Raw genomic sequence first — 13,710 nt, forward strand, 5'->3', positions numbered from 1 at the left:
AGAATAGCCACTCCTTCTTTTCGTACCGATTCCACCTCGATCGCCGACCATGCCGCGCCCACTCTTTGCCACCATCCACCCGGATTCGATGCAGCATAATTTGTCGCAGGCCCGCACCTGCGCGCCTATGGCGAAAATATGGGCGGTCGTCAAAGCCGATGCCTACGGTCACGGCCTGGAGCGCGCGATGCACGGCTTCGCCACGGCCGATGGCCTGGCCCTGATCGAGCTCGAAAACGCCATCCGCCTGCGCGAACTTGGCTGGATCAAGCCGATCCTGTTATTAGAGGGATTCTTCGAAGCAGCCGACGTGCCCCTGCTGGCCGAACACAATATCGTCACGGCCGTGCACTCGGTCGAACAGATCAAGCTGCTCGAATACACGCAGCTCTACCGCCCGATCGACATTTACCTGAAAATGAACACGGGCATGAACCGCCTCGGTCTGCGCCCAGAGGACTACGCGGCCGCCTACAAACGCCTGCGCGCGATTCCCGGCGTGCGCAACATCACGCACATGACGCACTTCGCCAACGCCGATGAACTCGAACACCCGCTCTTGACCATCGCCGAGCAGGTGCGCCGCTTCCAGATCGGCGCCGGCGACTTGCCCGGCGAGCGCAGCCTGTCCAATTCGGGCGGCGTGCTGCATCAAGCCGAGCTGGCAGAACACCTGTCCAACGACTGGGTCCGCCCCGGCATCATGCTCTACGGCGGCACGCCGGGCGGGCGTAGTGCCAGCGATTTCGGCCTGCGCCCGACGATGACGCTGCGCTCGGAAATCATCGGCATCCAGCACATCGAGCGCGGCGACACGGTCGGCTACGGCAGCCGCTTCGTTGCCGAAGGCCCGATGACGATCGGCGTGGTCGCCTGCGGCTATGCAGATGGCTACCCGCGCAGCGCGCCGCACGGCACGCCGGTGATCGTCGATGGCGTGCGCACGGGGCTGATCGGCCGCGTCTCGATGGACATGATGACAGTCGACCTCTCGCTAGTACCCAATGCGCGTATCGGCAGCAAGGTCACACTGTGGGGCGATGGCCTGCCGATCGACGACGTGGCGCACGCCGCCGGCACGATCGGCTACGAGTTGATGTGCGCCGTCGCGCCGCGCGTGCGCATCGCCGAAGGCCGCCTTGGCACCGATGGATAACCAATAGAGAACATGGCAAAAGCAAAAACCAATTACACCTGCTCCGAATGCGGCGCGATCGCCACCCGCTGGATGGGGCAGTGCGCTGACTGCAAGGCCTGGAACACGATGGTCGAAACCGTCGTCGAGGCGCCTGGCGTAAACCGCATGTCGCAAACCCCGCACCGCGCGCTGGCGCAGACCGCGCCGGTCTTGTCGCTGGCCGATATCGAGGCCATCGATGTGCCGCGCTTTGGCACCGGCATCGAGGAATTCGACCGCGTGCTGGGCGGCGGCCTGGTGGCCGGCGGCGTCGTGCTGATTGGCGGCGACCCGGGCATCGGCAAATCCACACTGCTGCTGCAGGCCCTGGCAAGCCTGTCCAAAACCCGCTCCACGTTATATGTGAGTGGCGAAGAATCCGGCGCCCAGATCGCGCTGCGTGCGCGCCGCCTCGCGGTCGACGCGCAAGACCTTAAATTGCAGGCCGAAATCCAGCTCGAGAAAATCCTCGGCACGATCGCCGACCTGAAACCCGAAGTCGCGGTGATCGACTCGATCCAGACCGTGTATTCCGATGCGCTGACGTCGGCCCCCGGTTCGGTGGCCCAGGTGCGCGAATGCGCGGCGCAACTGACGCGCGTGGCCAAGCAGACTGGCGTGACGATCATCCTGGTCGGCCACGTGACGAAAGAGGGCGCGCTGGCCGGCCCGCGCGTGCTCGAACACATCGTCGACACGGTGCTGTATTTTGAGGGCGACACCCAGTCGAGCTTCCGCCTGGTGCGGGCAATCAAGAATCGCTTCGGCGCCGTTAACGAGCTGGGCGTGTTCGCGATGACCGAGAAGGGTCTGAAAGGCGTGTCGAATCCGTCCGCGCTGTTCCTGTCACAGCACGACACGCCGGTGCCGGGCTCGTGCGTCATGGTCACGCAGGAGGGCACGCGTCCGCTGCTCGTCGAGATCCAGGCGCTGGTCGACACGAGCCACCTGCCCAATGCGCGCCGCCTGTCGGTCGGCCTCGAGCAGAACCGGCTGGCGATGCTGCTGGCGGTGCTGCACCGTCACGCCGGCATTGCCGCGTTCGATCAGGATGTGTTCATCAACGCGGTCGGCGGCGTGAAGATTACCGAACCGGCGGCCGACCTGGCCGTGCTGCTGGCGATCAATTCATCGATGCGCAGCAAGCCCTTGCCGCGCGGGCTCGTGGTATTTGGCGAAGTGGGCCTGGCCGGTGAAATCCGGCCGGCGCCACGTGGCCAGGAACGCCTGCGCGAAGCGGCCAAGCTCGGCTTTTCGATTGCTGTGATCCCGAAAGCAAATGCGCCCAAGCAGAAAATCGAAGGCATGACGATCATCGCCGTCGAACGCATCGAGGAAGCGTTCAACAAATTGCGCGAACTCGACTAGGCGCGCTGGTCACCGGCAAGCCGGCACAACGCAACAATGGTGTGCCGGATTGCCCGGTTGTTCTTATAATAGTGTCTCTTTTTCGGCATCATGGGAAACACGTGTTACAAGAGCAGAGGCAATCCCCGCGCAAAGTACTGCGCACCAAAGTCTTGCTGGCCATCGACGGCCGGACGCCGTTCAGCGGCAAAAGCGTCGATATCAGCGCCAACGGCATCAGTGTCAATATCCCCGACCCGGTCCCGGTCGGGTTGTCCAGTCAACTGCGCTTCGACCTGATGATCGACGGTCGCTTCACGACGATCGACACGCACGCAAAAGCGCTGCACTGCATCTTCAGCGGCGGCGAATACAAAGTGGGGTTCAAGTTCCAGAGCCTCGACCTGGCAGGCGTGACCGCGCTGGCGCGCTTCCTGCGCTGATCCCGACCCTGTACATGACAAGCGGCGAGCGCCCTGGGGCCTCGCCGCTCGCTGCTGACCCGCTGAGCGGGTTTGTCGCTATTCGTGATAGCGGTCTTCAAGTTGCCTGGAACTGCCACGTACTTCCTGGTAGATCTCGAACGCGACCAGCGCTGCCAGCCCCCCAAGAATCCCCATGACCATCATGTCCAACATACATTGTTCAACGCCTTCGGGCATCCCCTCCATATGGTGACGACACCATCAGGTTAGCAGCTGGCGTGGTATTTACAAGGCTGGCGCAAGCGGAACAGGATGGTCAATGGCCAGCCGCGCGCCACGCCGGCCTCTGCAATGCCATGCTTGCGGCCGTGTCATGTTCATGTCACATTTCAGAATATGTCATGAACTTGTCATATTCGCCCGCTAGACTGCGCTTCATCGTCAGCGGGATCGTCCCGTCGTTCTATTTTCAGAGGATCAGATATGCGCATGAAGCATCTCTTCGTTTCGATCGCCGTCGCCGCTTCGGCATTCACCGCAACCGCCCAGGCCGCCAACATCACCGGCGCAGGCGCGACGTTCCCTTATCCGATCTACGCCAAATGGGCCGAGCTGTACAAGGCAGCATCGGGCAATGGCCTGAATTACCAGTCGGTCGGTTCCGGCGCCGGCATCAAGCAGATCAAGGCCAAGACCGTCGACTTCGGCGCGTCCGACATGCCGCTGGCAGCCGCTGAACTCAACGCCGCCGGCCTGTTCCAGTTCCCGGCCGTGATGGGCGGCGTTGTGCCGATCGTCAACCTGGCGGGCATCGCCCCGGGCCAGATGAAACTGAGCGGCGCCGTCATCGCCGACATCTACATGGGCAAGATCGTCAAGTGGAACGCGCCGCAGATCGCCGCGCTGAACCCGGGCGTCAAACTGCCGGACGCCGACATCACCGTCGTGCGCCGCGCCGACAGCTCGGGCACGTCGTTCCTGTGGACCGATTTCCTGTCGAAGTCGAGCCCGGAATGGAAGACCAAGGTCGGCGCCGGCACCACCGTCAAGTGGGCAGTGGGCGTGGGCGGCAAGGGCAACGAAGGCGTCGCCGCCAACGTGCAGCGCATCAAGGGCGGCATCGGCTACGTCGAGTGGGCCTATGCCAAGAAGAACAAGATGTCGCACACCCAGCTCCAGAACAAGGATGGCGTGTTCCTGCAGCCAAGCGACGATGCCTTCAAGGCCGCCGCTGCCGGCGCCAACTGGGCCGGCACCCCGGGCTTCGCGGTTATCCTGACCGACCAGCCAGGCAAGGACAGCTGGCCAGTCACGGGCGCGTCGTACATCCTCGTGCACAAGGCCCAGGACGCTGCCAAGGGCAAGGAAGTGCTGAAGTTCTTCGACTGGTCGTACAAGAACGGCGCCACCTCGGCTGCTGAACTCGACTACGTGCCAATGCCTGCGCCGGTCATCAAGCTCGTGCAGGACGCCTGGCGCACCAATCTGAAAGACACCACCGGCAAGGCGCTCTGGTAATCCACTAGTTTTCATCATCGAAGGACCGGCCCGACCGGTCCTTCTGCATGCCAGCAATATTGACAAAACGATATTGATTACGAGTCTTATAGCGAGTCTTCCACACATATGAGCGCCCACCCATCCTTGTCCGTGCAGGACCTGCCTGATCAGGCAGCAGCCGAAGACGCCCGCCGTTACGCTGCACTGCGCACGACGATGCGCAACCAGCGCATCCAGGACTTCTTCTTCCACAAAATCACGCTGCTGTTTGCTGCCACGGTCCTGGCGGTGCTGATCGGGATCATCATCTCGCTGGCAATCGGCGCGGCGCCGGCGTTCTCGCAGTTCGGCCCGGGTTTCATCACCCGCGTCGAGTGGGATCCGGTGAATGACGAATTCGGCGCCATGATCGCCATCTGGGGCACGCTGGCCACGTCGATCATCGCGCTGGCTGTTGCCTTCCCGATCAGCTTCGGCATTGCGCTGTTCCTGACCGAAATCTGCCCGGCCTGGCTGCGTCGCCCGCTGGGCACCGCCGTCGAGCTGCTCGCCGGCGTGCCGTCGATCATCTACGGCATGTGGGGCCTGTTCGTGTTCGCGCCGATGTTCGCCGACCACGTCCAGCCGCTGCTGAAGGAAACCATCGGCCAGTTGCCGGTGATCGGTGTCATCTTCCAGGGTCCGACGATGGGCATCGGCATCATGACCGCCGGCCTGATCCTGGCGATCATGATCATCCCGTTCATCGCCTCGGTGATGCGCGACGTGTTCGAGATCGTGCCGACCGTGCTGAAGGAATCGGCGTACGGCCTGGGTTGCACGCGCTGGGAAGTGGTGCGCAAGGTCGTGCTGCCTTATACCCGCAACGGTGTGGTGGGCGGCGTCATGCTGGGCCTGGGCCGCGCGCTGGGTGAGACGATGGCCGTGACCTTCGTGATCGGCAATGCGCACTCGCTGTCGGCCTCGCTGTTCTCGCCGGGTAATTCGATTTCGTCGACACTGGCCAATGAATTTGCCGAAGCGGCCAGCACGCTGCACTCGTCGTCGCTGTTTGCGCTGGCACTGATCCTGTTTGGCATCACGTTCATCGTGCTGTCGGCGGCCAAGATCATGCTGCTCGGTATGTCCCGTAACGAAGGCACCAAATAATATGGCAACCGAGATGAATACTGCTACCAAGAACCCGGTGTACCGCCGGCGCCTGCTGGCGCACCGCATCGGCATCACGATGTCGGTGTGCGCGATGGGCATTGGCCTGGCCTTCCTGGCCTGGATTCTGTTCACGCTGCTGTACAACGGCCTGGGCGGCCTGTCGGCCACGCTGTTCACGGCGGACACGCCGGCCCCGGGCACGCCCGGTGGTGGCTTGCGCAACGCCATTCTGGGCAGCGTGATGATGGTCGGTCTGTCGACGCTGATCAGCACGCCGGTCGGCATCCTGGCCGGTATCTATCTGGCTGAATACGGCGAGAACAACAAGTTCGCGCAAGTCACGCGCTTCGTGACCGACATCATGCTGTCGGCCCCGTCGATCGTGATCGGCCTGTTTGTGTACGCCATCTATGTGGCCAAGGTCCAGCACTTCTCGGGTTACGCCGGCACGATCGCGCTGTCGCTGATCGCGATTCCGGTCGTGGTTCGCACCACTGACAACATGCTGCGCCTGGTACCTGCCAGCTTGCTCGAAGCGGCCTACGCACTGGGCGCGCCGCACTGGAAAGTGGCCCTGACCGTGCGCCTGCGCGCCGTGAAGGCCGGCGTCGTCACTGGTGTGCTGCTGGCCGTGGCCCGCGTCACGGGTGAAACCGCGCCGCTGCTGTTCACTGCGCTGAACAACCAGTTCTATAGCCATGACATGAATGCACCGCTGGCGAACCTGCCGGTGGTGATCTACACCTACGCCATGAGCCCGTATGACGACTGGCGCTCGCTGGCCTGGGCCGGTGCATTGCTGGTGACCACGACCGTGTTGCTGCTGAACATTCTGTCGCGTACGCTGTTCAGCCAAAAAACCCCGAATTAATTCACTCTGATAAACGATAAAGTGATGAACCAAGCCATGCTCAATACGACTCCGACCCCGGCTGCGGCCAAAGCCAAGACGATCGAAATCGAAGGCCTGAACTTCTTTTACGGTAAAACGCAGAGTCTGAAGAATGTCAGCCTCGACATCCACGCCAAGCAGGTGACGGCCTTCATCGGCCCGTCGGGCTGCGGCAAGTCGACGCTGCTGCGCACCCTGAACCGGATGTACGACCTGTACCCGGGCCAGCGCGCCGAAGGCAAGATCATGTACCGCGGTGGCAATATCCTCGACGCAGGCGTCGACGTGAACATGCTGCGTGCCAAGGTCGGCATGGTGTTCCAGAAGCCGACCCCGTTCCCGATGTCGATCTACGACAACATCGCGTTCGGCGTGCGTCTGTACGAGAACCTGTCGAAAGGCGAGATGGACGAGCGCGTCGAGTGGGCCCTGAAAAAGGCGGCGCTGTGGGAAGAAGCCAAGGACAAGCTGTCCAAGAGCGGCCTGTCGTTGTCGGGCGGCCAGCAACAGCGCCTGTGCATCGCGCGCGGCGTGGCAGTCAAGCCCGACGTGCTGCTGCTCGATGAGCCGACCTCGGCGCTGGACCCGATTTCGACCGCCAAGATCGAAGAACTGATCAGCGAACTGAAGCAGGATTACACGATCACCATCGTGACCCACAATATGCAGCAGGCCGCGCGCTGCTCGGACTACACCGCCTATATGTACCTGGGCGAGCTGGTCGAATTCGGCGAGACGGACCAGATCTTCATGAAGCCGGCGCGCAAGGAAACGCAGGATTACATTACCGGCCGCTTCGGCTGATCGAGCTGGCTGACCTTTTTCGGCCGTCCTTGCGGGCGGCTTCACAAGAATATTGACGGAGAGTTTGTATGACAGGCGAGCATTCATCCAAGCAGTACGACCAGGAACTCGAAGGGATCCGTTCCCAGGTCTTGCTGATGGGCGGCATGGTGGAAACCCAGTTCGAAGAGGCGCTGGAATGCTTCCGCATCGGCGACATCGCGCGCGCCGAGCGCGTGATGGCCGAAGACCAGGCCGTCAACCAGCTTGAAGTTGCGCTGGACGACGCCTGCAGCCACCTGATCGTGAAACGTCAGCCGACCGCGAACGACCTGCGCACCGTGATGGCCACCATCAAGGTGATCACCGACCTCGAGCGCATCGGCGACGAAGCGACCAAGGTTGCGCGCACGGCGAAAAGCCTGCACGAGCGGGGCGCGACGGGCTTTGCCCATTTCGACATGATCCGCACCATCGCCAAGGCGACGTCCGAACTGCTGCACGATTCGCTCGACGCGTTCGCGCGCCTGGACGGCAAGCAGGCCTTGCAGATCATCGCGGGCGACGAAGTGGTCGACCACGAGTTCCGCGTGATTCTGCGCACGATGGTCACGTTCATGATGGAAGACCCGCGCACGATTTCGTCGGCGCTCGACACGCTGTGGGTGGCCAAGGCCATCGAGCGTATTGGCGACCATGCCAAGAACATCGCCGAATACGTGATCTACGTGGTCGAAGGCCGCGACATCCGCCACAGCAAGCCGACGCTCGGTGAGCCGCCGGTACTGTGAGCATGGCTGACACCACCTCCGTCCTCGTGGTCGAGGATGAGCCGGCGATCGTCGAACTGGTAACCTATTCGCTGCGCGAAGCAGGCTGGGAAATCCGCACGGCCGATACGGCGGCCGGCGCCTGGGACAGCATCAGCCGGGGCAAGCCCGACCTGCTGCTGCTGGACTGGATGCTGCCCGACCAGAGCGGCCTGCGCCTGCTATCGCGTATTCGCGCCGACCGCGATTTCCAGGAGCTGCCGGTCATCATGCTGACCGCCAAGAGCATGGAAGAAGACAAGCTGGCGGGCCTGAACAGCGGCGCCGACGACTACATCACCAAGCCGTTCTCGCCGCGCGAGCTGCTGGCCCGTTCACGTGCGCTGCTGCGCCGCAAGAGTCCGCACCTAGCCGAAGCGCCGCTGCGCGCTGGCAGCGTGATGCTCGATCCGAACAGCTGCACCGTGACGGTCGAGAACCAGCAGATCGACATCGGCAACGCCGAATACAAGCTGCTCAAGTACCTGCTGGCGCATCGCGAGCGCGTGTTTTCGCGCGCCCAGTTGCTCGACAAGGTGTGGGGCGACCATGCGGTGATCGAAGAGCGCACGGTCGACGTGCATGTGCTGCGGCTGCGCAAGGCGCTGAAATCGGCCGATGGCCTGATCCGCACGGTGCGCAGCGTCGGCTACATGCTGTCCGAAAAATAGTCTGTGTCGAAGGACGCGATGAATCCCAAGTTGCTGTTCTGGGTCCCGGCGCTGTTGCGCCTGGGGCTGTTGTTTGCCTTTGCGGGCCTCGTCTGGTGGTGGCTGGGGCTGGTGGCCGGGCTGTCGCTGGCGCTGGCCGCCACCGTCACGGCCATCATCGTCCAGCTGTCGTATCTGCAGAAGCTGGGCGAATGGCTCGAGCATCCGCAAGAGACGCGCCTGCCCGACGGCTGGGGCGCCTGGACCGAAGCGTTCGCGCGCCTGTACCACCTGCGGCGCGACGACAAGAAGCACCAGGCCGAACTCACTGAATGGCTGGCCCGCTTCCGCCAGGCGATGCACCTGCTGCCGGAAGGCGTGGCCATCATGGACGACGTGCTGTTCCTGGAGTGGTGCAATCCCGCGCTCGAGCGCCATCTGGGTTTGACGATGGAGCGCGACAAGGGGCTGCGGGTGACCAATCTGGTGCGCCATCCGGACTTCATCGACTACATCATTCTGGGCCGCTACGAGCAGCCGCTGACGCTGGCCTTCAGAGGCCGCAAGATCGAATGCCGCATCATCCCGTTCGAAAACCGGCGCCAGATCCTGGTCACGCACGATGCGACCGACACCGAGCGGATCGAAGCGATGCGGCGCGACTTCATCGCCAACGCCTCGCATGAGCTGAGGACGCCGCTGACGGTGATCGTGGGCTTCCTCGAAATCGCGATGGCCGACCCGGGCCTGGACGTGACCACGCGCACGGCGCACCTGACCCTGATGACCGAGCAGGCGCAGCGGATGCAGCGGCTGATCCAGGACATGCTGACCCTGTCACGGCTGGAGTCGGACGAATTCCCGCTCAAGCGCGAGCGGGTGGATATCAAGATTCTGGTCGAATCGATCGCCGCCGAGGCGCGCGCGCTGTCGGGCGGCCGGCACACGGTCGAGGTGGCGGTGGATGGCCCCGACGTGATGGGCAGCATGGAAGAGCTTCGCAGCGCCTTCGCCAACCTGGCATCGAACGCCGTGCGCTACTCGCCCAACGGCGGCACGATCCGCCTGGCCTGGTCACGCGGCCCCGACGCGCTGGCGTTTGCGGTAACCGACTGCGGCATCGGCATCGACCCGGAACACATCCCGCGCCTGACGGAGCGTTTCTACCGCGTGGACAAGAGCCGCTCGCGCGAAACGCAGGGCACGGGCCTGGGCCTGGCCATCGTCAAGCACGTGCTGCTGCGCCACGGCGGCAAGCTGACCATCACCTCCCAACCCGGCAAAGGCAGCACCTTCGCCGCCACGCTCCCGAACACATCCCTGCCAGCGTAACCTCCGACCCCAAAAGCAATTGCATTCCAATTGGGGTCAGAGTCGAATTGTTTGATAACTTTGTGACATGCCGGGGAGATCTTCCGGTTGATCACAAATTGCATGGAAACGTTTGTTTGGGACAATGAGGGTCAGAGTCGAATTAATGAGCAACTTCGAAAGTTGTCAAACAATTCGACTCTGACCCTCATTGTTTTTTCGGCGTTTTAGTGAGAAGAACAATTGATTTTGGCTAGGACGATGGGCACGAGCAAGCAAAGCCATCGCTCAATATATTGAGATACTTTTTTCGGCTTTTTTGACCCGAAAAAAATGAGGGTCAGAGTCGAATTAATGAGCAACTTCGAAAGTTGTCAAACAATTCGACTCTGACCCTAATTGTCTTTAGGGCAAGCTGAAGCTAGGAAATTGAGGGTCGGTAAAACGTCGTGATGCGAGTGGGAAATTACCCAATAATTCGACTCTGACCCTAATTGTTCCGGATTGTTAGGGTAGCAGGAGGAGGGCGGTGGTCACGGCGGCTGCCGGGATGCCGATCCAGGCGCCTTGGGCGACTTTGCGGGGGGCGTATTGGAGCATGGCGGCGACGGTCCAGGCGGCGACCGACAGGACGCCGCACCACAGCACCGGGCCGACGTGCCAGCCGCGGGCGGCGATGCAGGCGGCGAAGGATAGTGCCAGGCCCAGCCAGGCCAGTGTGCGCATGCGCATTCTCAGGGCTGGCGCCGGCTCCTTGCCGCGGCCGTGCAGGTCGGCGTAGTGGCGGTCCATCACGATGCCTTTGGCGGCGAATGCGCTGAAGGCGAGGGAAACGCTGCTGAGGAATAGCATGCTCATACGGGCTCCATGGTCGAGGTCGATCCGGCGTCAGCCGCCGTCTGCTTTTTCGCTGCTTTCTGTTTGGCCTTGTGTCCCAGCCACCAGGCGGCCCAGCCCAGCAACGCACCCAGCACCAGGACGACGATGTCGAACGCCGCCACCGGCCGCAGGCCCGGGCCGCCGAACAGCGACACGCCCAGGTGCGAATGGGTCGTGAACACATTCAGCACAGGGATTCCGGCCAGCAGCACTGCGCCGACCGTGAGCTGGAAGCGCCACATCGCGCGTGTCGGCCGGATCTGCGCGAGGAGGGCGGCGGCGCCCCAGGCGATGAAGAACCAGTTGGCTTCGGCGCTGGCGCGTTGGGCCATGTCCACCGGCAGCAGGCGGTTGGCCCAGAAGAACGCGGCAAATGCGATCGGCAGGCCGGCAATGGCGCCGATGTTCAGTGCGTCGACCAGACGCACGCCGAAGCCGACGCGCCCGCCGTTGGCCACGACCTTGGCGTACGACTGGCGTTCCCGCACGCCCCACAGCAGCGCGCCGGTGGCGACCATCGCAGAACCAGCCAGGCCGCACACGAAGAACAGCGCGCGCAGCAGGGGATCGGCGAAGTGCGCCAGGTGCATGCCGTAGATCGCGGCGCGCGTGGCGAGCGCCGTGCTCACCGGCGGTGTTTCCGACAGCAGGGCGCCACTGACACCATCGAATGTCATTGCCGGCTCGAGGTTCGACAACTGCTGGCCCGACGGCCGATACAGTTCCACGCGCGCAGCCGCATCGTTTGGATGGCTGATCGCCACCCGCGACGGGGTCACGCCCCATGCCCGCCCGGCCTGCTGCAGCATCGGCCCGATGTCCGCCAGCGGTGCGGCGATGTCCGCCGGCTTGCCGCGCTCGAAGTTGCCGAATACGTCGCTGAACATCGTGTTCTGTTCGTCGCCGTACAGCGCCTTGGTGGGCGCGGGCATGTAGATGAACATCAGCGTGACGATGCCCGTGTAGGTAATCATCAGGTGAAACGGCAGCGCCAGCACAGCGGTTGCGTTGTGCGCATCCAGCCACGAACGCTGGCCTTTCTTTGGCCGGAACGTGAAGAAGTCCTTGAAGATGCGCTTGTGCGTGATCACGCCGCTGATGATCGCCACCAGCATGAACATCGCGCCAATGCCGACGATCCAGCGGCCCCAGATCGCCGGCATGTAGTGCAGGTCGAAGTGCAGGCGGTACAGGAAGTCGCCACCACGGGTATCGCGCGGTTTGGCCGTTGGCAGGCCACTCGTCGGGTCGAGCGTGACATTCTGGTCGCGCAGCGCATTGCGGCGCTCTTGGCGCGTCATGTCTTTTTTCGGCGGATTCTGCCAGGCGGCCTGGATTACCGGGTTGCGCTCATCGGGCAGGTCGATCGTCCAGCGCGTCGCATTGGGCGCGCGCTCCTGCAGCACGCGCACGGCCAGTTGCGCCGCCTGCGCCGGGGCGAGCGTGGTCGGCGCAGCGGCTGCCGCGTGCAGCTCGGGCTTCATCCAGAATGTGATCTCGTGCCGGTAATACGCCGCCGTGCCGCCCATGAACACCAGCAGCAGCAGCCAGCAGACGAGCAGGCCCGCCCACGTATGGACCCACGCCATCGATTGCCGCAAGCCATCCTTCATGCCGTCCCTCCGACCAGCCACAACACCATCCCCAGCACCGCGCACGTTGCAGCCACGCCAACGCAGGCGCGCAGCGCACTGCGCGTGGCAAACACCCACAGGATCACGCAGGGATAGATGACGAACGCCAGCAGCGTGGCGATGGTGACGGCGTCGGCGCGTGGCAGCGGCAGCGCCAGCGCAATCAGTGCGCCGGCAAGCGCCGCGAGCACGTAGCCGCCGCCGATCGCGGCCACCGCGCGGGCGGTGACGCCGCCACGGTAGCGCCAGGTGATCGTGGTCATGAGCCCGGGCCTTTCTTCAGACGACGGATGGCGTCACTGGATACACGGTGAGCCGGATCAGTGATCGGCGCTTGGCGCCATGGCCGGGCCAGCCGCAACGGCTGCGATGCCCTTCGGCTGCACGACGCTCAGCGACGTGGTGTAGCTGGACGTTGCGTATTGCAGGCCGGCGCGCTCGCCCGCCGTCTTGTCGGTGTGCTCGGTCTCAAGCACGTACAAGCCTTTCCATGGCATGTCGAACTTGACGACGCCGCTGTCATCCGACTCCGCTTCTTTCGCCCAGCCGCTCTGGACGATCGCGTTGACCTTCGCTTTCGGCAGCGGCTGGCCCTTGTAGAACACCTTGAATTCGCCAACCTTGCCGGTCGGGACGAGGTCGAGCGTCAGCTTCGGCTGCTGCGCAGCGAAGCTGGTGGCCATGCGCGCGGCCGGCACCCAGATGTGGTTCAGCTTCTTGCCAGCCTCATCCGTTTCCCAGCTCGGGTAGGCATTGTCCTGAGCGACGATCGCGTCACCCGCCGCTGGCGTGGCGCCGCTGACCAGATAGCCCTTGGCGGTCTTGTCCAGCTTGAGCGTGCGTTCGCCCTTGGCGCCCAGCAGCGTCGCGCTTGGGGCGCCGAACTTGTCGAGCAGGCCCGGCGTGGTTTCGCGCTGGTTCAGGGCAAACTCGCCGAATTGCAGCTTGACCGCCTTGCCGTCCTGCTCGAACCAGATTTGGTGGGCCTGTACGGCAGGCGCTGCGACCAGCATGGCGACGAGGGAAGGGAGCAGAATTTTGGTCATGGTAAGCGCTTTGTGGTTGTTGATCGGATCAGACGGGCAGTATTGCGACAAGAATTATAATGCGAATCATTCTCATTTCAAAACATTTTTGCAACTGCTCCGAAC

14 protein-coding genes are annotated in these 13,710 nt (G+C 63.3%); 10 read left to right on the forward strand and 4 right to left on the reverse strand.

Features of this window, described 5'->3' with window-relative positions; translation table 11 throughout:
• The first annotated feature begins 49 nt into the window (after positions 1 to 49).
• From alr to phoR, 10 genes are all read left to right on the forward strand, one after another.
• A complete protein-coding gene (gene alr / locus AC56LY_RS05430; protein ID WP_499577212.1) occupies positions 50 to 1,156 on the forward strand; it encodes an alanine racemase in 1,107 nt (368 codons plus the stop codon).
• Positions 1,157 to 1,168: 12 nt separating this feature from the next.
• On the forward strand, positions 1,169 to 2,545 hold the full coding sequence (gene radA, locus AC56LY_RS05435) for a DNA repair protein RadA (RefSeq protein ID WP_183551078.1): 1,377 nt from the start codon (positions 1,169 to 1,171) through the stop codon (positions 2,543 to 2,545).
• Between the two features lie 101 nt (positions 2,546 to 2,646).
• The gene (locus tag AC56LY_RS05440) at positions 2,647 to 2,967 is read left to right on the forward strand and encodes a PilZ domain-containing protein (protein WP_499577213.1); all 321 of its coding nucleotides are present in this window, start codon (positions 2,647 to 2,649) and stop codon (positions 2,965 to 2,967) included.
• Between the two features lie 465 nt (positions 2,968 to 3,432).
• Complete coding sequence (gene pstS, locus AC56LY_RS05445) at positions 3,433 to 4,467, forward strand: phosphate ABC transporter substrate-binding protein PstS (RefSeq protein WP_499577214.1); 1,035 nt, start codon at positions 3,433 to 3,435, stop codon at positions 4,465 to 4,467.
• Between the two features lie 108 nt (positions 4,468 to 4,575).
• On the forward strand, positions 4,576 to 5,598 hold the full coding sequence (pstC, locus tag AC56LY_RS05450) for a phosphate ABC transporter permease subunit PstC (RefSeq protein ID WP_482898327.1): 1,023 nt from the start codon (positions 4,576 to 4,578) through the stop codon (positions 5,596 to 5,598).
• 13 nt (positions 5,599 to 5,611) lie between these two features.
• Entirely contained in the window at positions 5,612 to 6,472 is an 861-nt protein-coding gene (pstA, locus tag AC56LY_RS05455) for a phosphate ABC transporter permease PstA (protein ID WP_499577216.1), read from the forward strand.
• Positions 6,473 to 6,508: 36 nt separating this feature from the next.
• Positions 6,509 to 7,297 carry a phosphate ABC transporter ATP-binding protein PstB gene (gene pstB, locus AC56LY_RS05460; protein ID WP_258837575.1) on the forward strand — a complete coding sequence of 263 codons (789 nt, stop codon included), beginning with the start codon at positions 6,509 to 6,511 and terminating at the stop codon, positions 7,295 to 7,297.
• 68 nt (positions 7,298 to 7,365) lie between these two features.
• A complete protein-coding gene (phoU, locus tag AC56LY_RS05465; RefSeq protein WP_183551093.1) occupies positions 7,366 to 8,067 on the forward strand; it encodes a phosphate signaling complex protein PhoU in 702 nt (233 codons plus the stop codon).
• 2 nt (positions 8,068 to 8,069) lie between these two features.
• Entirely contained in the window at positions 8,070 to 8,756 is a 687-nt protein-coding gene (locus AC56LY_RS05470) for a response regulator (protein ID WP_499577219.1), read from the forward strand.
• Between the two features lie 18 nt (positions 8,757 to 8,774).
• Positions 8,775 to 10,067: a phosphate regulon sensor histidine kinase PhoR gene (gene phoR, locus AC56LY_RS05475; protein WP_499577221.1), complete on the forward strand. Its 1,293-nt coding sequence runs from the start codon at positions 8,775 to 8,777 to the stop codon at positions 10,065 to 10,067.
• A 486-nt stretch (positions 10,068 to 10,553) separates the two neighbouring features.
• Here phoR and AC56LY_RS05480 read toward each other — a convergent pair whose 3' ends face one another.
• Genes AC56LY_RS05480 through AC56LY_RS05495 form a run of 4 tightly spaced genes read right to left on the reverse strand, consistent with a single transcriptional unit; the run spans position 10,554 to position 13,605 of the window.
• A complete protein-coding gene (locus AC56LY_RS05480) occupies positions 10,554 to 10,904 on the reverse strand; it encodes a DUF3325 domain-containing protein (RefSeq protein WP_499577223.1) in 351 nt (116 codons plus the stop codon).
• Complete coding sequence (locus AC56LY_RS05485) at positions 10,901 to 12,538, reverse strand: PepSY-associated TM helix domain-containing protein (protein ID WP_499577224.1); 1,638 nt, start codon at positions 12,536 to 12,538, stop codon at positions 10,901 to 10,903. The genes AC56LY_RS05480 and AC56LY_RS05485 overlap by 4 nt, the downstream gene beginning before the upstream one ends.
• Positions 12,535 to 12,822, reverse strand: a complete 288-nt coding sequence (locus tag AC56LY_RS05490; protein ID WP_258837580.1) for a DUF3649 domain-containing protein — start codon at positions 12,820 to 12,822, stop codon at positions 12,535 to 12,537. Before AC56LY_RS05490 ends, AC56LY_RS05485 begins: the two co-directional genes overlap by 4 nt.
• Before the next feature lie 57 nt (positions 12,823 to 12,879).
• Complete coding sequence (locus tag AC56LY_RS05495) at positions 12,880 to 13,605, reverse strand: DUF4198 domain-containing protein (protein ID WP_499577227.1); 726 nt, start codon at positions 13,603 to 13,605, stop codon at positions 12,880 to 12,882.
• Positions 13,606 to 13,710 lie beyond the last annotated feature (105 nt).

The organism is Telluria sp. ZT3P25 (assembly GCF_059685895.1).

Coding starts and splice junctions, on each gene's coding strand:
- AC56LY_RS05485 (WP_499577224.1), bottom strand. CDS start 12,538: ATGAAGGATGGCTTGCGGCAATCGATGGCGTGGGTCCATACGTGGGCG.
- pstS (WP_499577214.1), top strand. CDS start 3,433: ATGCGCATGAAGCATCTCTTCGTTTCGATCGCCGTCGCCGCTTCGGCA.
- pstC (WP_482898327.1), top strand. CDS start 4,576: ATGAGCGCCCACCCATCCTTGTCCGTGCAGGACCTGCCTGATCAGGCA.
- AC56LY_RS05470 (WP_499577219.1), top strand. CDS start 8,070: ATGGCTGACACCACCTCCGTCCTCGTGGTCGAGGATGAGCCGGCGATC.
- AC56LY_RS05480 (WP_499577223.1), bottom strand. CDS start 10,904: ATGAGCATGCTATTCCTCAGCAGCGTTTCCCTCGCCTTCAGCGCATTC.
- AC56LY_RS05490 (WP_258837580.1), bottom strand. CDS start 12,822: ATGACCACGATCACCTGGCGCTACCGTGGCGGCGTCACCGCCCGCGCG.
- phoR (WP_499577221.1), top strand. CDS start 8,775: ATGAATCCCAAGTTGCTGTTCTGGGTCCCGGCGCTGTTGCGCCTGGGG.
- AC56LY_RS05495 (WP_499577227.1), bottom strand. CDS start 13,605: ATGACCAAAATTCTGCTCCCTTCCCTCGTCGCCATGCTGGTCGCAGCG.
- radA (WP_183551078.1), top strand. CDS start 1,169: ATGGCAAAAGCAAAAACCAATTACACCTGCTCCGAATGCGGCGCGATC.
- pstA (WP_499577216.1), top strand. CDS start 5,612: ATGAATACTGCTACCAAGAACCCGGTGTACCGCCGGCGCCTGCTGGCG.
- alr (WP_499577212.1), top strand. CDS start 50: ATGCCGCGCCCACTCTTTGCCACCATCCACCCGGATTCGATGCAGCAT.
- phoU (WP_183551093.1), top strand. CDS start 7,366: ATGACAGGCGAGCATTCATCCAAGCAGTACGACCAGGAACTCGAAGGG.
- pstB (WP_258837575.1), top strand. CDS start 6,509: ATGCTCAATACGACTCCGACCCCGGCTGCGGCCAAAGCCAAGACGATC.